At 73.7% G+C, this 19,560-nt stretch carries 12 protein-coding genes and 1 pseudogene; 5 read left to right on the forward strand and 8 right to left on the reverse strand.

Going from position 1 to position 19,560, the window contains the following annotated elements; all coding sequences use genetic code 11:
- Window positions 1-27 precede the first annotated feature (27 nt).
- From dapD to OG711_RS30090, 3 genes are all read left to right on the forward strand, one after another.
- Complete coding sequence (dapD, locus tag OG711_RS30080) at window positions 28-1,017, forward strand: 2,3,4,5-tetrahydropyridine-2,6-dicarboxylate N-succinyltransferase (protein WP_073790774.1); 990 nt, start codon at window positions 28-30, stop codon at window positions 1,015-1,017.
- 197 nt (window positions 1,018-1,214) lie between these two features.
- Window positions 1,215-1,847, forward strand: a complete 633-nt coding sequence (locus OG711_RS30085) for a SigE family RNA polymerase sigma factor (protein WP_079184814.1) — start codon at window positions 1,215-1,217, stop codon at window positions 1,845-1,847.
- The gene (locus tag OG711_RS30090) at window positions 1,844-3,025 is read left to right on the forward strand and encodes a WD40 repeat domain-containing protein (RefSeq protein WP_329561629.1); all 1,182 of its coding nucleotides are present in this window, start codon (window positions 1,844-1,846) and stop codon (window positions 3,023-3,025) included. The genes OG711_RS30085 and OG711_RS30090 overlap by 4 nt, the downstream gene beginning before the upstream one ends.
- Before the next feature lie 62 nt (window positions 3,026-3,087).
- Here OG711_RS30090 and OG711_RS30095 read toward each other — a convergent pair whose 3' ends face one another.
- Window positions 3,088-4,935, reverse strand: coding sequence for an endonuclease/exonuclease/phosphatase family protein (locus tag OG711_RS30095; RefSeq protein ID WP_329561631.1), 1,848 nt, complete (start codon window positions 4,933-4,935; stop codon window positions 3,088-3,090).
- Window positions 4,936-5,478: 543 nt separating this feature from the next.
- On the opposite strand from OG711_RS30095, the gene OG711_RS30100 reads away from it, so the two are divergent.
- Window positions 5,479-7,023 carry a hypothetical protein gene (locus OG711_RS30100; protein ID WP_329561633.1) on the forward strand — a complete coding sequence of 515 codons (1,545 nt, stop codon included), beginning with the start codon at window positions 5,479-5,481 and terminating at the stop codon, window positions 7,021-7,023.
- A gap of 259 nt (window positions 7,024-7,282) precedes the next feature.
- Here OG711_RS30100 and OG711_RS30105 read toward each other — a convergent pair whose 3' ends face one another.
- Window positions 7,283-10,036 (reverse strand): protein kinase domain-containing protein, encoded by a 2,754-nt coding sequence (locus OG711_RS30105; RefSeq protein ID WP_329561635.1) that lies wholly within the window; start codon window positions 10,034-10,036, stop codon window positions 7,283-7,285.
- A gap of 231 nt (window positions 10,037-10,267) precedes the next feature.
- A complete protein-coding gene (locus OG711_RS30110; RefSeq protein ID WP_329561637.1) occupies window positions 10,268-12,958 on the reverse strand; it encodes a protein kinase domain-containing protein in 2,691 nt (896 codons plus the stop codon).
- A gap of 504 nt (window positions 12,959-13,462) precedes the next feature.
- On the opposite strand from OG711_RS30110, the gene OG711_RS30115 reads away from it, so the two are divergent.
- Entirely contained in the window at window positions 13,463-14,167 is a 705-nt protein-coding gene (locus OG711_RS30115; protein WP_329561639.1) for a GntR family transcriptional regulator, read from the forward strand.
- 121 nt (window positions 14,168-14,288) lie between these two features.
- Here OG711_RS30115 and OG711_RS30120 read toward each other — a convergent pair whose 3' ends face one another.
- From OG711_RS30120 to OG711_RS30140, 5 genes and pseudogenes are all read right to left on the reverse strand, one after another.
- Window positions 14,289-15,497 carry a TerD family protein gene (locus OG711_RS30120; protein ID WP_329564144.1) on the reverse strand — a complete coding sequence of 403 codons (1,209 nt, stop codon included), beginning with the start codon at window positions 15,495-15,497 and terminating at the stop codon, window positions 14,289-14,291.
- Between the two features lie 246 nt (window positions 15,498-15,743).
- Window positions 15,744-16,625 carry an alpha/beta fold hydrolase gene (locus tag OG711_RS30125; RefSeq protein WP_329561641.1) on the reverse strand — a complete coding sequence of 294 codons (882 nt, stop codon included), beginning with the start codon at window positions 16,623-16,625 and terminating at the stop codon, window positions 15,744-15,746.
- 38 nt (window positions 16,626-16,663) lie between these two features.
- Window positions 16,664-17,944 carry a hypothetical protein gene (locus OG711_RS30130; RefSeq protein ID WP_329561643.1) on the reverse strand — a complete coding sequence of 427 codons (1,281 nt, stop codon included), beginning with the start codon at window positions 17,942-17,944 and terminating at the stop codon, window positions 16,664-16,666.
- Window positions 17,945-18,055: 111 nt separating this feature from the next.
- Entirely contained in the window at window positions 18,056-18,634 is a 579-nt protein-coding gene (locus tag OG711_RS30135; RefSeq protein WP_329561645.1) for a TetR/AcrR family transcriptional regulator, read from the reverse strand.
- Between the two features lie 117 nt (window positions 18,635-18,751).
- Window positions 18,752-18,955 (reverse strand): annotated as a pseudogene (locus OG711_RS30140) (Tn3 family transposase); the annotation flags it as partial.
- Between the last annotated feature and the right edge of the window lie 605 nt (window positions 18,956-19,560).

The following is a 19,560-nucleotide window of genomic DNA, read 5'->3' on the forward strand; positions in this document are numbered from 1 at the left end:
CGCCCCCCGGCCGGTTAGGTTGCACTCATGACCGACACGACTGCTGTACGCACCACCGGCGCCGTCGCCGCCGGGCTCGCCACCGTCACCTCCGACGGCGCCGTCCTCGACACCTGGTTCCCCGCCCCCGTCCTCGACGCCGGACCCGGCCCGGCCGGCACCGAGCGGCTGAGCGCCGAGCGCGCCGCGGAACTCCTCGGCGAGGGTGCCGCGCGAGCCGTCGGCACCGACGCCCGCCGCGGGGTCGAGGTCATCGCCGTCCGTACGGTCATCGCGTCCCTCGACGACAAGCCGCTCGACGCGCACGACGCTTATCTGCGGCTGCACCTGCTGTCCCACCGGCTGGTCAAGCCGCACGGGCAGAACCTCGACGGGGTCTTCGGGCTGCTCACCAATGTCGCGTGGACCTCGCTCGGCCCCGTCGCCGTGGACGACATCGAGACGGTCCGGCTGAACGCCCGCGCCGAGGGCCTGCACCTCCAGGTCACCTCCGTCGACAAGTTCCCCCGGATGACCGACTACGTCGTCCCGAAGGGCGTCCGGATCGCCGACGCCGACCGGGTCCGGCTCGGCGCGCATCTGTCCGAGGGCACCACCGTCATGCACGAGGGCTTCGTCAACTTCAACGCCGGGACGCTCGGCACCTCCATGGTCGAGGGCCGGATCTCCGCCGGGGTCGTCGTCGGTGACGGCTCCGACATCGGCGGCGGCGCCTCCACCATGGGCACCCTCTCCGGCGGCGGCAGCGTCATCATCTCCATCGGCGAACGCTGCCTCGTCGGCGCGGAGGCCGGGGTCGGGATCGCCCTCGGCGACGAGTGCGTGGTCGAGGCCGGGCTGTACGTCACCGCCGGTACCCGGATCACCCTGCCGGACGGTCAGATCGTCAAGGCCCGTGAGCTGTCCGGCGCGTCGAACATCCTCTTCCGCCGCAACTCCGTGACCGGAGCGGTCGAGGCCCGCCCGAACAACGCCGTCTGGGGCGGTCTCAACGAGGTTCTGCACAGCCACAACTGACCCCTGCGACGTGCCGCTCCGGGCGGCCCGCACGGCACCGGTCCCCGGTCGCCGCGCGGGCCGCCCTTCGTCGTCCGCGGGCACCGGCGCGCCGTACGGGGAAACGTCCGCGCACAGGCATAGCCGCCGGGCACCGCACCCGTCCGACAGGGCAGACGCCCCTGCCCGGGGGCGCCCACGTGTCGAGGAAGGTGACGATGGATGCCGAAGGGCAGCAGAGTTTCCGGGAGTTCCTGGCGAACCGGTCGTCGGCGTTGCTGAGGACCGCCGTGCTGCTGAGCGGGGGCGATCAGCACGCCGGGGAGGATCTGCTCCAGAGCGCGCTGCTCAAGGTCGTCGGCCGCTGGAACCGGATCGACGACCATGAGGCGTACATCCGCCGCATCCTGTACCGGCAGCAGGTCAACCGCTGGCGGCTGAAATGGCCCCGGCGCGAGGTGGTGGTCGCCGAACCGCCCGAGCGGAAGGCCGCCGGTGACGCCCACGCGACCGCCGAGCTGCGGCTCGTCCTGATGGCGGCCCTGACCCGGCTCACCGCACGCCAGCGCTCCGTCCTGGTGCTGCGCTACTTCGAGGACCTGCCCGAGGCCGAGGTGGCCCGGATACTGGGCTGCACGGTCGGCACCGTCCGGTCCACCACCCACCGCGCGCTGGCCCGGCTGCGCTCCCGCTCCCCGGAGCTGGTCGCCCTGACCGGCGGCGAGCCCGGCTGGGCCCGTCGGCAGGACCCGCCCGGCGGATCACCCTCCGGGCCACGACCACTCGACCCGGCCGCCCCCCAGGAGACCCGGCGGCCCGGCGGCACCACGTACGCGGAGGCAAGCCCGTGAATGTCGAGAACGTGCTGAGGAGCACCCTGCGGGAACGGGCGGAGCACACCGGGGCCGCCCCCGCCGATCTCGCCGACCGGGTGCTGGGTGCCCGCCGCCGCAGGCGCCGCGTCCGCTGGGGCCTGTCGGTGCTGGTCGCCCTGACGGCCACCGGACTCGCCCTCGGACAGATGCTGGGCGGCTCGGTGGACACCCGTCCGGCCAGCGAACGGGACAAGCGGGACGTGATCGGCCGCGCCGACCAGAGCCCGCCGCGCGAGTTCGTCGCGGCGGGGGACACCGCGCTCGCCGCGCACTACACGATCCACTGGGCGGACGTCTCGTCGCAGCGGATCGGCCGACGCGACTATCAGCTCCTCGACCAGCGGACCGGCACCTACCGGCCCGTCCCCTGGCGCTTTCTGGACGTGGCACCGGGACTGCGGACCGCCGCCGTGCTGGAGCAGGACCTGCCCGCCCGCCGGGTCGGTCTCGTCGACATGACGACCGGCAAGGTCACCCGCTGGATCGATCTGCCGGGCAACAAGGCCGGCGCCGTCTCCTTCTCACCGGACGGCAACCGGCTGGTGGCCACGACGTACGACGGGACACCGGAGGAGATCACCCTCGGGCAGGGAAGCCATTTCGCGCGGGCCGACGCGCGGCGCACCGGGTTCTGGATCATCGATCTGCGCTCGGGCCGCACCGCATGGCACCCGGCACCCGACGAGGCGGAGTACACCAGCTTCATCCCCCGCCGGGACTTCGACTGGAGCTCGGACGGACGGCTCGTCCGCAGCCCGAACGACAAGAAGGGGTACGACTACTACGACCTGAAGGGCGGCAAGGCCACCGCGCCCACCGCCGAGAAGCACCTCACGTCCCACCCCGGTGAGGTGTCTCCGGACGGCACACTGGTGGCGGGCGGACCGGCCGGGAACACCACCTCCTGGCTGATCGACGCCCGTACCGGGGCCCGCGAGGACGATGTAACCGGCTCGGAGTTCCTCGCCTGGGCGGACGACAGAAGAGCCGTCTTCCTGGGCTGCCGGGGCCTGACCTGCGAAGACTGGGACAAGCGGGTGGAAACGCTGCTCCTGGTCGATGTGCGCACGGGCCGTGTCGAACCGCTCAGCGGAGAGCGCCCCATGAACAAGACCGAGAAGGAGCTCTGGCAGCCGGTCTTCGCGCCACGCTGACCCCCCCGGGCCCGGGACGGGGCGATCCCGTCCCGGGCCCGAGGGCCTGCCGCGACCGCCGGTCAGGGGCGGAAGCGCAGCACCTGCGGGTCGTGGTCGCTGTTCTGGTCCGCGAACTCCGCGTTGAGGTGGACCGAGTCGTAGGCGAAGCCGCCCCGGCGCACCGAAGGACTGATCAGGATCTGGTCGAGCACCTGGCTGTTGCCCTGGTACGTGTACGAGTACCGGTCCGACTCCGGCAGCGACCTGACCGCCGGCCACAGCGCCCCGCCGTCCGCCAGGAGCTCGGTGGTCCGGGAGAACTCGAAGTCGTTGATGTCGCCGAGGGCGATCACATCGGCGTTCCGCTGGACCTTCAGGATGTCCTTGACGAAGGAGTTCAGCTCGGTCGCCTGGAGATGCCGCTGGGTCTCCGAGGAGCGGTTCGGGGGCTGGAACTGCGAGGTCAGTGCCTGGTCGCCGCCCTTCGAAGCGAAGTGGTTGGCGATCACGAACACCGTACGGCCCCGGAAGACGAACTCGCCGGCGAGCGGCTTGCGGCTGCTCTCCCAGGCAGGTGAGGCGGGGGTGATCCGGCCCGGGGACACGGTCAGCGCGGCCTGGCCGCCGATCCGGGTGACCCCGGCGGCGGTCGTCGCGTCCCCGCCGGCGCGGTCGGTGAAGGACACCCGCTCCGGGTCGAAGAGGAACACCTGGCGGATGTTGCCGCCGGGCTGGCCGCCGTCCGCGCCGTCCACCGGGTCGATGGACCGCCACGCGTAACTCGGTCCGCCCTGCGCGACGATGGCCTCCGTGAACTTGCGGACCGTGGCGTCGGCGGACACCGTGCCGTCGTTCACCGGGCCGTTGCCGTCCTGGATCTCCTCCAGCGCGACGATGTCCGGCGAGGCCAGATTGCCGACCACGGCCTTCGCCAGCGCGTCGAACTTCTCCTGCGGGTCGCCCGGGTCGAGGTTCTCCACGTTGTAGGTGGCCACCGCCAGCTCGCGGTGGTGCTGCGGGCGGGTCCGCTCCCGCTCCGGACCCCGGTCCGCGACCGTGCCGAGCGTGCGGGCGGTCAGGGTGTAGCCGCCGAACTGGTTGAAGTCCAGCGGCCCCTCGGCGCCGCCCGTCAGCACATCACCGACATCGGCCACCGGGAACGGCCGCTCCGCGAGCGGGATCAGGGACTGGACCTGGAGCCGTCCGGTGTTCTGGTCGTCGTACGAGCCGTAGACCGTGCCGCCGCGCCGGTTGTCGTTCTCGTCCGGCTTCACCGTGACCCACAGCGCGCTGTACGGGTCGGTGGCGCCGACCACCCGCGAGGTGCCGACCCGGACGTTCATGCCCTCCAGGGACTCGTAGCGGTCCAGCGCGTAGGCGCGCGGGCGCAGCGGCAGCCCGTTCACCGAACCCTGCGCCGCCGGGTCGCCCACCGGGGCGTAGGCGTCGGGCACGGACCGGCGGTCGAGGGTCACCGGCGCGGGCAGCGCGTTGCCGGAGGAGTCGACCGTGACGGTCGCGCGGCTGAGCTGGGTCAGCGACTGGTTCCCGCTCGACGCGCCGCCCGGGACGTACTCGGCGACGGTCCCGGAGACCCGTACCGCGTCACCGACGGCCACCTTCGGGGTGGTCCCGGTGAAGACGAAGAGGCCCTCGCTGGTGGCCGGATCGCGGTCCGGGTTCGGGTCCTGGAACCAGAACCCTCTGGACGAGCCGTAGCCACGGACCCCGGTCACGATCCCGGTGACATCCGTGACCTGCTGCCCGGCGAGCGGGGATATCCGGGTGGTGCCCTGGACGTCATGGACGGCGACCGGGCCCGAGTCCGGCCCGGCCTGGGCGGGAGCGGTGAGGACCACGGCCGTCAGGGTGGAGCAGACGGCGGCGACGGTGAGCGTGGCGAGACGGGTCGAGGTGCTGCTCGGCAAGGGAGATCCCTCCAGGGTCGGGACGGGTCGGGTGGAGAAGGGTGGGGCTGGTCGGGTCGGTACGAGCGGGGCGGTACGGGTACGGCGGTACGGGTACGGGCACGGCTGTCGGGACCGGACGCCGGGACGGGTGGAACGCGGGCTGAACGCCGGGGCGGGCCGGACGGCGCGGGCCGGGCGTCCGGGGTGGTGCGGGGGTGGCATCGGGTCGTTCGGGGCGCGTGGTGGTGCGGGGGTGGTGTCCGGGCGGCGCACGGGGTGCCACCGGTGGTCGTCCCGGCGGTGCTCCCCGGCCGTCGCGGGTGTCGGCGGTGGCTGTGGTGCTGGTGATGAGGGCGGTCACGGGCCGGGCCGGTCCGGGCGACGCTCTGCCCGGGTCCCGTCACCGTGCGGTTTCTACGCGCGTCAATCTCTTGCGTCGGCGGGGGAGTTGTCAAGGTCCCGGAGGTGTACTCCACTTGTCGAGTACATGAACCAGGCGGCATGGGGTGAAATCCGTCTAGGCTGAGCGGCCGGACCATATGCCTGGAGGAGAACCCCCCGATGTCAGACCGTTCCCCGCTGCCCCCGGTGCTGCTGCGCCCCGAGGCGGAGCTCGCCCGGGAGGCGCTCGCCGCCCCCCTGTTCTCCCGCGCCGTGCGGCTCGCGCGGTGGGCCGCCCCCGGGACCCCGGTGAGCGCCGGGGGAGAACTGGCTGAGGAACTGCTGCCCGCGGCGGCCGTCGAGCTCGGACTCCTCGACCCCGGCGCGGTGGGCCTCGGCGAGGACACCGGCGTGAGCGGGTCCGTCCCGGCCGCCCAGGTCGAGGACGCGCTCGCGGACGCCGGTGAGGCCTGGCGGGTCGCGGTCGACACCGGACTCGTCGAGGTCACGGAACCGGCGGACGAGCCGGCGGACGGCTACGAGGACGGACCCGACGGCACCGCCACCCAGGGCGAGGAGCTGGAGCTGATCACCTCGGGCTCGCCGCAGGACGTCCTCACGCTCTGGCTCACCGCCCTCGACACCGTCCTGGCCGACGCGACCGTCCCCGATCTGGACGACCTGATCGGCTCCGTCGACGAGGAGGGCCTGGTCGACCTGCGGGAACTCGACTGGGACCCGGAGGCCGAGGCCGACTTCCTCGAAGGCGTGCTCGGCAATCTGTATCTGCTGACCGTCGACGAGGACGGCCCCGGCGACGGCCCGGTGCCGCTGCCCGCGCTCGCCGCGTCGATGCTCGTGCCCGACGACATGGGCGAGCCCACCGACGACGTGCTGGAGCAGGTGTCCGACGCGATGCTGAAGCTCGACGGCCAGTTCCGGATGCTCGCCCCGGTCGGCCTGGTCGAGTACCGGCCCGTGGACGAGGCGCTGATGGCCGACGCCGACGAGTCCGCCGCGCCCGGCGCCGACGGGCCGGCCGTCCCGGACGACGACATCGACGTGAGCCGCTACGGCATGGTCCGGCTCACCCCGCTGGGCCTGTACGGGGTACGGGCGCGGATGCTGGAGGCCGGTCTCGACGTCCCCCTCGTCGGGGACCTCGCGGACAAGGGCGCGGACGTCCTGCTGGACCGCGCCGGAGCCTTCCCGCCCGCCGCGGCCCGCGCCGAGACCGCGCTGTGGCTCGGCCGCCGCGAACCGCTCGCCGCCGCCCGGGAACTGCTGTCCGCCGCACGCGGCGAGGACGCGGACGGCCCGCTGCGCAGGCTCAGTTGCCAGCAGGCCCTCGCCGTGCTCGGCGCCCCCGCGGAACCGGCGGTACGGGAGGTGCTGGACGATCCGGAGCTGGGCGGTCTGGCCCGGGTGTGGCTCACCGAGCACGGCGCCACCGACGTCCCGCCGCCCGGTGAGGACATGATCTTCTGGCTGACCGTCGACACGGTCGCCGCCCAGCTCGCCGCCGAGGGCAACAGCGAGGAACTCCAGGGGCTGGTCGAGGGCATCGCCGCCCAGCACTCCGGGTTCTTCGGCACGGTGTGGCGGGTCGACCACCCCGCCACGGCGGACGTCCTGGAGGCGATGGGGAGGCTGCACCCCGACAAGGCGGTGGCCAAGCTGGCCCGGAAGGCCGCGTTCAAGGCCCGGTCGCACCGGGCCTCGTGACCCGGCGGTCCGGCGCCCCGCGCGTCGGACCGCACCCCGGGGGTTTCGGTCACCCCGGGGTGCGTCGGTTCGCCGGTTCGGCAAGCGGCGGTTCGCCGGGCATCGCCCGGAGCGGCCGGGCCGCGTTCCTGCCCCGGGCACCCCTGGAGCGGTCCCCCGGGCACTTACGGATGTGGGCTGTACGGGAACCGAGGACGGCCTGTGGTGGGAACCCGAGGACGGGCTGTTCCGGAGCCCGGCTCCGGGTGCCGAGGGTGACTCAAGTGCGTGCGGGGGCGTACGCCTTGACCTCCGCGCGGCCGAGCCGGACGTACCAGCCGTGGCGGTCGGCGGCCAGTTCGGCCACCGTCCCGCCCGTGTCCCAGCTGCCGAGCGGTTTCCCGTCGGAGCTCCGGAACGCCTCGCAGATCCGTCCGGCCACCGCGTACACCACCGCGCCGACCAGCACCGGCGGACAGGAGGCGGGGCCGTCGCCGACGCTCCTGGCGGACCAGCGCGGCTTGCCCGTACCCGGGTCGACGCATTCCAGCGTCCGGCCGCCCGACCAGTGCACCAGCGCTCCGCCGGTCCCCACCGGGGCGCGGGTGCCGCCCGCGCGCCGGGGCCAGTTGGGCTCCAGGCCGAGGGTCGCCCGGCCCCAGGACAGTGCGCCGGTCGCGGGGTCGATGCCGTGCAGCCGCCCGCCCGACACCAGCAGCGCGGCGTCCCCGACCCGGCCGAACGCGGTGGTGCCCGGTGACACGGTGAGCCCGAGTTCCCGCTCCCGGACGCGTTTTCCCCGGGCCGGGTCGAGCAGGACCAGCCGTCCCCCGGCGTCCAGCAGCGCCGGTCGGTCGTCCGCCACCGCCCCGGCGACCGCCCAGCCGGGCCGGCCGTCGCTCCGGCCGCCCTCCTCGTACGTCCAGCGGTTCCGGCCGTCGTCCAGGCCGACGTAACGGGCGATCGCGCCCGGGGCCGGGTCGGTGAGGAGCACACCGCCGGGGAACGCGACCGCCCGCTCCCACCGGACGGACTCCGTACGCCGCCAGAGCCGTTCGCCGGTCGTCAGGGACGCGGCGTGCAGCAGGTACTTCGCGGGGTCGCCGGTGTCCTCGTACAGGCCGACCAGGGTCCGGCCCGACACGGTGAACCACAGGGGGCCCGACGGGAGGCGCGGGTCCAGGGGCAGGGCGCGCCCGTCGCGCAGCCGCAGCGGCCGGGTGCCCAGATCGCCCGCCGTGAGCAGACCCCCGACGACACCCCAGGCGGTGGGGGCGGAGGTGGACGCCTTCGCCGCCCACGCCCGTCGGCCTCCGGCCGCGTCATGGGCCTGGACGGTACCGACGGCCGGGTACACATCGCGGGTGCCGTGCACGACCACCCCCGTCCCGCTCGCGAGGATGGCGTCCACCGCGCCGCCGTCGCCCGCCGACAGGGTCCAGCGGGGGGCGTCCGGGCCCGCCCCGCCCGTACGCACCTCCCACTCGGGAGGTCCGGACGGGCCGTCGTCCGGGGTGAGGAGGCTCGCCGCGTAGGCCACGAGACCGGCGAAGCCGCCCGCTCCGGCGATCAGCAGACCGCGACGCCCCAGCTTCCGCAGCCGCCGCGCGCGCTCTCCGGGCAGCGGGACGGGAACCTTCGGGACGGCAGGGGTGGCCCCGGACGGGGGGCCACCGGCTGTCGTCGTCCGAGTGGCGGTGTCCGCCCGGATCTTCAGGTCGGTCTTCGGGCGGGTGCTCGTGGCGGCTGGTGTGGCGGCGGCCGTGGCGGCGGGGCGCGGGTCCGGGTTCATGGCCGGGTCCGGGGTCGTGCCAGTGCTCGTGTCCGGGGTCGGGACGGTGGCCTGTGCGCGTGGGTCGGCGGGTCCGCTCGCCTTGTCGCCCGGGGTGCGCGGGGCGCCCGGGGGCGGCTGGGGTGGTGCTCCGACCAGGGTCCGTACCGGGTCCGTACGCCACCACAGGGGGGCCGCCCGGTCCGCCGTGCGGCGCAGGATCTCGGCCGGGCCGGGGCGTCGGGCGGGCTCCTTGCGCAGACAGTCCGCGACGAGCGCCCGCAGCCCCGCGGCCCAAGGCACCCCGTCCAGATCGGGTTCGTCGTGGACGGCCCGGTACAGCAGCACGGCCGCGTTGCCCGCCCCGAAGGGCGCCCGGCCGGACGCCGCGTACGCCAGGACCGCGCCCAGGGCGAAGACATCCGTCGCGGATGTCACGGGTGTGCCCTCCGCGATCTGCTCGGGGGCCATGTAGCCGGGTGTCCCGATCAGCGCCCCGGTCCCGGTCAGGCCCGGGTGGGTGCCGTCGGTGACCCGGGCGATCCCGAAGTCGATCACCCGGGGCCCGTCGCCGGTCACCAGGACGTTCGACGGCTTCAGGTCGCGGTGCACCAGCCCCGCCGCATGGATGTCGCGCAGCGCCTCCGCGAGGGCCCCGCCGAGCGCGAGCGCGGCGGCCGGGGCGAGCGGGCCGCCGACCGCGACGGTACGGCGCAGGGTGACCCCCGGCAGATACGCCGTGGCGAGCCAGGGCAGCGCGGAGTCCGGGTCGGCGTCCACCACCGCCGCCGTGAACGCGCCGGTCACCGCCCGCGCGGCAGCGGCCTCCCGGCGGAACCGCGCCCGGAAGTGCGCGTCCCCGGCGAGATGCGCGTGCACGGTCTTCACCGCGACCAGCCGCCCGCCCGGACTGCGTCCCAGATACACCTGCCCCATCCCGCCCGAGCCGAGCCGCGCCAGCAGCCGGTGCCCGCCGAGTTGTTCCGGGTCACCCGGCCGCAGCGGTTCACCGACTCCTGGCGGTGCGCCGGCCGGTGCACTGGCCGGTGTGTCCGGTGTGTCCGGTGTGTCCGGTGTGTCCGGTGGCGTCCCGTCCGCGCCGGGCGGTGTCCCGAGCCGTCCTCGGGGTGCCCGGTCCGGTCCGGGCCGCGTCCCGTCCGCTCCGAGGGGTGTCTCGGTTGCCCCGGGACGTGCCTCGCCCTCCCCGGCCGGGTCGCCGTCCCCGGGGGGTGTCCGCTCGGTCCTGGGCCGCGTCTCGTCCACTCCGGGGGGTGTGCGGGCGGCCCCGGGACGTGCCTCGCCCCGCCCGGCGGGTGCTCCGATCCCTCCGGGGGGTGTGCCGTCCGTTCCGGGTGGCTTCCCGCTCGCCCCCGGCGGTGTCCCGCTCATCGCCGTACCCGGCCCGTCACGGGCGTTCCCCTCTCGCCGTCAGCGGATCGGGCGGGGCGTCGTCCCGCCCGACCGTTGGCCATGGGTCCTCCGACCCGTACGTCATCAGTCGTCCGGCCCGCCGAGGGTGTGGACGGTTCCGGTGGCCCATACATGGACCACTCCGTCCCCCGCCGCCGCGCGGACCGTGTCGAACCGTTCCACGGGCGCGGCCCACACAGTGTCGCCCGTCGCCGCGTCCAACGCGTGCACACCCCAGCCGGGACGGCCGCCGCCCGGTGTTTCCCTGACCGCCGGATCGGGGCCCGCCGCGTACATCAGACCGTCGGCCACCAGCGGTACGTTGCTGTCCTCGGCGAGCGGGGCCACGTCATGGCGGCGCCAGCGGACGGCGCCGCCGTCCACGTCGAGCGCGCCGAGCCCGCCGCCGTCCGTGCCGAAGTGGACGAGACCGCCGACCACCACGCCGGTGATCCCGACCGGGTCGCCTTCCTCCGGCTGCCGCGACCAGCGGACGCCGCCGCTGGCCCGGTCGACGGCCTCGACCCTGTCGTACACCGCCTGATGGACGACGCCCCTGGCCCCGGGGCGTACCCCGGGCCGGGCGGAGCCGCCCGCGATCTCCTCCAGTACGTCGCCGTCCCGCTCGCGCAGCAGGAACAGCGGACCGGTGGGGGCGGCGCGCCGACGGTCGCCCGATCCGTCGACCGCGAGGGCCAGGACACCGTCCGCCAGCTCCGCGCCGATGGCCTCGGCGGCGGTGCCCTGACGGAACCAGAGCGGTTCGCCCCGTGCCCGGCCATAGGCGTACACGCGCCACGGCTTCCCCGCCGAGGAACGTTTCTCCCATCGGGTGCCGTACGGCCAGGTGGTGACGAGGCAGAGCCGGTCGGCGGAGCGGACGAGCAGCGTACGGGTGCCGTCCGGTGTCCACGCGTCGGTCAGCGGACCCGGACGGCCCGGAAATCCCGCGAGGCCCGGGGTCTCCCAGCGGACCGTACCGGCCGCCGAGTCGAGGGCGATGATCGCCGTGTCCCACATGGTGTGGCGCAGGGCGTGCACCGTCCTGCCGTCCGGATGGACGGAGTTCACCTCCGGGTACGTCCACGAGGTGGTGCCCGTCCGGGCGTCGAGCCGGTGGAGGGTGGTGTCCGTGTGGGCGAGGAGCGCGGGTCCGTCGCGGTGGAGGGTGACGGTGGACGTGGCGGGTGCGGCGATCTCACGGCTCCAGCGGACGACGCCCCGGGGCAGGGTCCGCGCGGACGGCGTCCGCCGCGGCTTCCCCGCCCCCGCGGTGTCCCCGGACGCGTTGTCGTCGCTGAGGGCGAGCGCCGTCGCGGTGGCGGCGGCCGAGGCCGCGGCCAGCCCGGCCGCCCCCCAGGAGAGAAACCGGCGACGGGCCAACAGGCCACGCGGGGGCTGCTCAAGAGCACCGCGCGGGGGGTCCCCGGTGGGGGCGGCGGTGACGGTGGTGTCGGCGGGGGCGCTGGGGCTGGTGTCGGCGGTGACGGTGCCAACAGCGGTGACGATGGCGGTGTCAGGGGCGGGAGGCGGTGGGCCGGTGGGGACCCGGCCGTCAGGTGCTGTGCCGTCAGGTGGTGGCCCGGCGGGGGCTTGACCAACAGGTGAGGGGCCGGAAGGTGATGCGCCACCAGGCGTTGGACCGGCGAGCCTTGGACCGGCGAGCCTTGGGTCAGCGAGCCTTGGGTCAGCGGGTGTGGGGGTGGCGGGAGCCGTGTGCTGGGCGTCGGGGGTGGCGGGAGCCGTGCTCCCGGACGCGGCCCACTCGGTGTACGCGGTGACCGCGCGGGCCGCCGCGAGGTCGTGGTGGCCGATCAGCTCGGTGACCGTGGGCGCCTCCCACCAGGGCGCCGACGCTCTCGGCGCGCACCAGGCCAGCAACTCCGGGACGGTGGGACGGTCCGCGGGCTCCTTGGCCAGACAGCGGCCGAGGAGATCGTCCCAGCCGCCGTCGGGGACCCCGATCAGATCGGGCGCCTCATGGACGGTGCGGTAGAGGATCTGGGGCGCGGTGCCGGAACCATGGGGGTTGCGGCCGGTCGCGCTGAGCGCGAGGAGCGCGCCGAGGGCGAAGACATCGGCGGCCGGGCCGGTCTCCCCGTCCCGGGTGATCTGCTCGGGGGCCATGAAGCCGGGGGAGCCGATGATCTCCCCGGTGCCGGTCAGCGTCTCCTCGTCGTCCGAGGCCGTTCCGTCGCCGCGCCCGGTGTCCCCGCCGGGGTCGCCGCCCGTGGCGCGGGCTATCCCGAAGTCGATGACCTTCGGCCCGTCGGCCGTCACCACGACATTGGACGGTTTCAGATCGCGGTGCACCAGTCCCGCCGTATGGACGGCCGCCACCGCCTCCGCGAGTGCAGCGCCGAGCGCGGCGAGGTTCCCGGAGTCCAGCGGACCGAGCGCGGCCAGCGCCTCCGAAAGGGCGGGACCGGCACAGAACTCGACGGCCAGCCAGGGGTGTCCGGCCTCGGGATCGGCACCCAGGACGGCCGCGGTGAAAGGTCCGCGGATGGCTCGTGCCGCTGCCGTCTCCCGCCGGAACCGTTCCCTGAATCGGGGGTCCGCCGCCAGGTGCGGGTGCACCACCTTGACGGCGACGAGCCGCCCCGAAGCGGAACGTGCCAGGAACACCCGGCTCATCCCGCCCGCCCCGAGCGGCGCCACCAGAAGGTACTCCCCGAGCCGCCCGCCGGGCCCGGCGCCACCGGGACCGCTCCCGTACCCGAAGGCGGAACCGCCGTCCGCGCGCTCCGGCATCTCTTCCGTGCCCCGCACCATCAACGTCCCTCCTCCGTAACGACGCTACGCCCGTACGCCGTCCTCCCGTCCGGTGAACACCGACGCCCGGACGATCACAGCGACGCACATGGGACACAACGGGGTTGCATCCGGCCGAAATCCTCCCCGGGACTTGTCCACGCAGGATCGAGATATCTAACATTTCACCGTATGGGCGGCGTACACGGTGCCGACGGAACGAGAGGCGTACGGATGCGGAACGCGAGCGGTTCCGGAGGGCCGGGCGGGCCGGGGCGTACCGGCATCGCCGGGGCACCTGGCCGGACGGCCCGCGTCGACGCGCCGAAGAGCCCGCCCGCTCCCACTCTCCAGCTTCTCCCGCTCGACCCGGCCGGTGCCGGGGACCGAGCGGTTCCGCTTGCGTGGGGAACCGGCACCGGCACCGGTCCCGGCGACTTGCGATATTCGGGGACTTCGGGGACTTCGGGGACTGTCGGGGCGGCGGGTGACAGCGGGGCCTTCGCGGGGATCGGTGTCGGCGGGGTGCGCCGGGTCCGGCGGACCCTGCTCCGCGACCAGGCGTACGAGTCGATCCGGGACGCCATCGTGGGCGGGGACATCCCGCCCGGCTCGGTCGTCCGGGACACCGAGCTCGCCGAACTGCTCGGCCTCTCCCGCGCACCGGTGCGCGAGGCGTTCTCCCGGCTCACCGACGAGGGTCTGCTGGAGTCGAAACCGCAGAGCTACACACGGGTGACCGAACTCGTCGCCGCCGATGTCCGTGACGCGGCGGCCGTGGTCCGGGCCATGCACGAGGTGGCCGTCCGGGCAGCCGTACCGCGCCTCACGGACACCGACCTCCAGGCGATGCGCGAGGCCGACGCCCGCTTCCTGCGGTTCGTGTCCGAGGGGGACATCGATGCCGCGCTGCACGCCGACGACGAACTGCACCACACCCTCGTCCGGGTCGCCGACAACCGCGCGGCGGCGGCCACCATCCGCCGCTACACCCCGCTGATCCGCCGACTGGAACGCGACCGCTTCGGTGATCCGGTGACCTGCCGGTCCGCCGGACTGCACGACCGTCTGATCGCCGCGTGCGCGGCCCGTGACCTCACGGCCGCATGCACGGTGACCACCGAGATCTGGCGTGGCCTGGAGCAGTTGGCGGACGACTGCGACGCGGACGGGCCGGGCCCGGTGGACGCCCTGACCGGCCCGGGCTCCCCGCGTCGTACGGGACGATAGCCGCCTTCGCCCAGCCCCGCCGAAGGCCGGGCGCCTTTCCCGTTTCGAACCATGCTGCTCGTCGGCCGTACGGCCGACGGCGGGTGGGGCCCCGGATGCCGGGTACCCCACCCGAAGGGTGTTACAGCGCCTGCGCGCTCGGCTTCACCATGCCGCGCACCGTGCGGGACTTGACGAAGTCGCCCAGGGCCGTCATCTCCCACTCGCCGCTGAACTGCCGGATGAGCTTGCACATGATGACGCCTGTCTGCGCCTCGGCGTTCGTCAGGTCGAAGCGGACCAGCTCCTCGCCCGTCGCCCCGTCGAGCAGCCGGCAGTACGCCTTGGCGACATCGGTGAACTTCTGGCCCGAGAAGGAGTTCACCGTGAAGACCAGGCCCGTCGCCTCCTGGGGGAGCCGGCCGAGGTCGACCATGATGACCTCGTCGTCCCCCGCGCCCTCGCCCGTGAGGTTGTCGCCGGAGTGCTTGATGGAGCCGTTCAGGATCGAGAGCTTGCCGAAGTAGCAGCTGTCGAGGTGGTTGCGCTTCGGGCCGTACGCGATCACCGAGGCGTCGAGGTCGATGTCCGCGCCGCGGTACGCGGGCTCCCAGCCGAGGCCCATCCGCACCTGGGACAGCATCGGACGGCCGCCCTTGACCAGCGACACCGTCTGGTTCTTCTGAAGGCTGACGCGGCCCTTGTCGAGGTTGATCTTGCCCGCGCCGAGCGGCGGCGCCGCGGGCGGGGCGGCCGGGGCCGCGGCGGGCGGCGGGGCCTGCTGCTGGGCGACCGGGGCCGGGGCCGGGGGCGGCGGCGCCGCGGCGACCGGGGCGGCGACCGGGGCGGCCGGAGCCGGTTCCTCCACGCTCACGCCGAAGTCCGTCGCGATGCCCGCGAGGCCGTTCGTGTAGCCCTGGCCCACCGCGCGGGCCTTCCACACGCCGTTGCGCAGATAGACCTCGACGATCACCAGCGCGGTCTCCCCGCTGAGCTGCGGCGGGGTGAAGGTGGCCAGGACGGAGCCGTCGTCGGCGTTGCGGATCGTGGCCGTGGGCTCGATGCCCTGGAAGGTCTGCCCCGCCGCGTCCGGGCTGGCCGTCACGACGATCTTCTCGATGCCCGCGGGGACGGCCGAGGTGTCCACCGTGATCGCGTCGGGCGCCGTGCCGTTGCCCGAGCGGTAGGCCACACCCGGGCCCGCGGGCTGGTTGTAGAAGATGAAGTCGTCGTCGGAGCGCACCTTGCCGTCGGCGGTGAGCAGCAGGCCCGAAACGTCGAGCCGCACCGGAGCGGCGACGTCGACCGCCACTCGCGCGGCGGTGAGAGGGATGTTCGAGCCGGGGGTCATAGCTGTCATGCCGGGGTAACGAACGACCCCGCACCGCCGTTCCCTCACCCGCACGACAAGTCGCGAATCCGCTCAAATGGACCCCCAGGTCGCCTTCGCTCGCGCTTCCGAGGTCCCCCGGCTGGACGTACTTGTCCCCGCACAGGCCGTCCGTGGGTGCGCAGTTCCCCGCAGGCCGCCTTCGCTCGGGCTCCGGGGCTTCCTGCCGGGCCGCTTCGGATCGCCGACCTCGGCGGCCGGGTGCGGTTACTGGTGCGTGGCCAGGAACGGCAGGAGGACGTCGGCCATCTCGTCGGGTACCTCCTCCGCGAGGTCGTAGCCGGCGTCGAAGGTGTGTCCGGTGACGTCGTGGGCCATGAGCCGCATCTGGGACTCGTTGCGGTCACCGATGAACGCGGATCCGCCGAGGGCCAGCACCGGGATGTCCAGTTTCTTCTGTGCGGTCCGCCGGTTCTGTTCGGCGTCGACGAGCATGGCCCGGTAGATGGAGAGCATCGCGCGGATCCCGCCAGGCATGGAGTAGCAGCGCACGTATTCGTCGACCGCGTCGGGGGTGGCGCTGTCCGGCCGGCTGCGCTCGTACTTGATCATGTAGGTGATCAGCTCGCGCTCGTGTCCGGCGATCAGCATCTCGGGTATGTCCGGCTGGAAGTAGAAGCCCAGGTGCCACAGGTGCATGCCGCTGGAGATGTTCTCGGGGGTGAGGGCTGTGTGGTCCTCGAAGCCGAATCCGGGGAACAGGGCCTCGGCGAACACGAGAGCGGTGACGTGGTCGCGGTGGCGGGCGGCGAGTTGGTAGCCGATCACCGCTCCCCAGTCCTCGCCCGCGACGGCGTATGTCCCGTGTCCGAGGTGGTTCATCAGCTCTGCGATGTCGTCGCTCATCGTCGCGGAGTCGTAGCCGTCCGACGGGCGGGCGGAGTCGCCGAGACCGCGAAGGTCCGGGACGACGACGGTGCAGTGGGGCGTCAGCTTCGGGACGAGGTGGCGCCAGTGGTAGCCGGTCTTGGGCACGCCGTGCAGGAGCACCACCGCGGGGCCGGACCCGGCTGTGCGGTAGTGCAGACTCGTTCCGTTCACGGCGGCTCGGCCCGTGCGGACGGGCGTTCCGTCATGGTCGAACATCATGTTTTTCCACCTTCTCGGTGTACGTCGCGATGCGGGTGTCAGTGGGCTCGCGCGGGGTCGACGAGGGTCACCAGGCGGCTCGGTCCGGTGCCGTCCGCGGTTGTCCGGGCAGCGGAACGGCCGGCGGGGCGCAGGGTGACGTTCTCCGGGTAGAGCCGGCCGAGCAGGGCCAGTACGACGAGGTCGTCCTGACCGGTGGCGTCCAGGGTGACGTCGCCGCTCCGCGTCCACACCAGTCCCGGCGCGCGCAGCGCGGACCAGGCGTCGGCGGTGCCGGACGCGTCACCTGCGGCGGGGTCCTCACGCTGGGTGTAGCGGTGGCCGCGCAGGGCTTGGCCGAGGTCGACGCGGGCGGTGGTGCCGTCGTGGGTGACCTCGATGCGGGCGGTGCGGGTCCCGTCGGCGACCGGCGCGGTGACGGTACGGGCGGAGAACGGGCCGGATGTGGTGGTGGCGGGCGGCAGGTCCTCGACGAGGGTGCGGGGTGCGGCGTAGTAGTCCCGCACCGCGGGGACGTACGTGGCGGCTTCACCGACGGCCGGGTCGGGGCGCCAGGTCAGCAGGTGCCGGGGTGCGGTCAGCGGTGGCTGGTCGAGGACGGCGGGCAGGGCGGTGCCGCCACCCGCCTCGAAGCCGTAGCCGGCCGGGCCGGAGGTGCCGGTGACGACGTGGCGGGCGAGGACCACGATGCTGGTGTGCCGGATCTGCCGGACCAGGAGTTCGGTGAGGAACGCGTCGCGGGCCGGTTCGGTGTGCCGCAGTCCGGTCGGGGTGATCAGGAGCGGGACGTCCTGCCAGTTGGTGAAGGTCAGCAGGGCGTCGCGCAGCAGGACCATCTGGTGGAGCCACTCGTTGTAGAGCTGCATCGTGACCGGTCCGCCGCGACGTCCGCGGAGCAGATCGGCTGCGGGAGGGGTGAGCAGGTGGCCGTAGCAGTGGCTGCGGACGACCAGCGGGCCGGCGGGCAGCGGTACCGGATCGGTGAGCAGCCTCTCCAGCGCCTCGGTCGACCAGGAGGCAAGTTCCTGGCCGATCGTCTCGGCCTGCGCGCCCAGTTCGCGTGCTGCCGGGGCACTGTCCGGGCCGGGGGACAGCGGGAGGGAGGTCTCCCGGGTGCCGAGGGCGAGTGCCGCGCGGATCTGGTCCTCCAGCACCTCGCTGTCGGCGCTGGTGAGGGCGTTGTCGTCGATGATGCCCTGGAGCAGCGGCTCGGTGGCGGTGAAGAACTCGCGGGCGGTCAGGGCGGTGCCGGCCGCGGGGAAGGTGTTCCAGCGGCTTCCGCCGAGAGCGGGCGTACTCGGGACGGGGGCGGGGGGCATGGGTCCTCCGAAGTCTTCGACCGAAGCGGGGCGGGGTCGCCTGATCCCGTGTCCGGGCGGGCACCGGCGACTTTTCTGGATCGTGCGATACAGATTCCGGGCATGAAAAACTCAGTCGAGGGCGGCCAGCGCGACCTCCACAAGGGGTTCGAGGGCGCGGACGTCCGGCGTGATCTTCGCGGAGACCAGCAGTCCGTTGAGGAAGGTGACGAGGAAAGCGGCGAGGCTGTACGGGTCGTGCCGCTTCGCGATCTCACCCCGCTCCGCCGCGACCCGCAGCACTTCGGCGAGCGCGTCCCGGCCGGCGTCCTGCATGTCGCGCACGGTGCGCCGGGTCGCCGCGTCCTCCGGCAGGCGCTCGCAGGCGGCATTGACCACCAGGCAGCCCCGGCCGTCGTCCTCCACGGCGATCCGGACCCGCTCGACCAGCATCGTGCGGATCGCCGACCGGGCGTCCGCCCCCTCCTCCAGACTGCGCAGGGCGTCCGCCGCGAGGGTGGTGCGGTAATGCTCCAGCGCCGCCCGGTACAGGCCGGCCTTGTCGCCGAACGCGGCATACAAGGACCCCTGCCCGATCCCCAGGTGTCCGGTCAGGTCGCGCACCGAGGTGGCCTCGTAGCCGCGCGTCCAGAACAGCTCCATCGCACGGCTCACCGCCGCCTCCGTGTCGAACTCCCGGGTCCTTGCCATGACCTCACCGTAACCTATCTGGATCGTGCGCTCAAGAAAAAATCCGCGGCCGCCCGGCCATTCGCTGACCCGCAGGCCGCCTCACGGCTGCTCGTCGTCAGCGTCCTCGGCGGTGTCCGGGTCGCGCGGCGGGCGCAGGCGCATGGCCTCGTCGATCCGCCCGTACTCGGCGAACGCGGCGCCGAGCGGGGTCGGGTGGCCTTCGCGGCCGAACATCCGCAGCGGGTCGTAGGCCCGGACCTGGTTGGTGATGAGCGATCCGGCGACGCGGAGCATGTCCGGCCAGTGCGCGGCGATCCGCTTGAGGTTCACCTTGTTGCGGCGCAGTTCCCCGCGCCCCTGAGGTCGCGCCCCTCAGGGTTCCTGTTCGGCTGCGGGTGTTCCTTGGTTGCTCGCGCAGTTCCCCGCGCCCCTGGGGTTCCCCACCTGGACGTACCTGTTCCTGTGCGGGTACGTCCGTGGGTGCGCAGTTCCCCGCGCCCCTGGATGCTGCCCCATTACGGTCGCTCTTCGGGTGCGGGCCGGTCCTCGTTTTTGCGCAGTTCCCCGCGCCCCTGAAGGGGCGCCCACCTGGGGCTGCCGTCCGTCTGCGGGCTGTCAGCAACCGGGGCCGGGGTTCATACCCCCCTCCTCGCGCACCCGCCGGACTCACCGAAGGGGGTGGGCGGGAATCTCTGCTCGCAGACTCCGATGCTCTTCAGTAGGACCAGCGAACGTCGTACCGAGCGTGTCGGATCGAGGACGGAGAATCCCGACCGGCACCGACCCGAAGAACAAACAGAACGCGCCCCAAAGGGGCGCGGGGAACTGCGCGAAACCACCGAGCGACGGCACAGGAACGAAGTACGCCCCGCCGGACAGACCTGGAAAGCGCAAGCGAAGGCGACCCGCGGGGAACTGCGCGAAACCACCGAACGACGGCACAG

The organism is Streptomyces uncialis (genome assembly GCF_036250755.1).
In the GTDB taxonomy this organism is placed as follows: domain Bacteria; phylum Actinomycetota; class Actinomycetes; order Streptomycetales; family Streptomycetaceae; genus Streptomyces; species Streptomyces uncialis.

Bases quoted from the DNA above. Each gene is read 5' to 3' on its own strand.
- OG711_RS30120 (WP_329564144.1), bottom strand. From the start codon at position 15,497: ATGACCCCCGGCTCGAACATCCCTCTCACCGCCGCGCGAGTGGCGGTC.
- OG711_RS30130 (WP_329561643.1), bottom strand. From the start codon at position 17,944: ATGCCCCCCGCCCCCGTCCCGAGTACGCCCGCTCTCGGCGGAAGCCGC.
- dapD (WP_073790774.1), top strand. From the start codon at position 28: ATGACCGACACGACTGCTGTACGCACCACCGGCGCCGTCGCCGCCGGG.
- OG711_RS30085 (WP_079184814.1), top strand. From the start codon at position 1,215: ATGGATGCCGAAGGGCAGCAGAGTTTCCGGGAGTTCCTGGCGAACCGG.
- OG711_RS30135 (WP_329561645.1), bottom strand. From the start codon at position 18,634: ATGGCAAGGACCCGGGAGTTCGACACGGAGGCGGCGGTGAGCCGTGCG.
- OG711_RS30100 (WP_329561633.1), top strand. From the start codon at position 5,479: ATGTCAGACCGTTCCCCGCTGCCCCCGGTGCTGCTGCGCCCCGAGGCG.
- OG711_RS30125 (WP_329561641.1), bottom strand. From the start codon at position 16,625: ATGATGTTCGACCATGACGGAACGCCCGTCCGCACGGGCCGAGCCGCC.
- OG711_RS30110 (WP_329561637.1), bottom strand. From the start codon at position 12,958: ATGGTGCGGGGCACGGAAGAGATGCCGGAGCGCGCGGACGGCGGTTCC.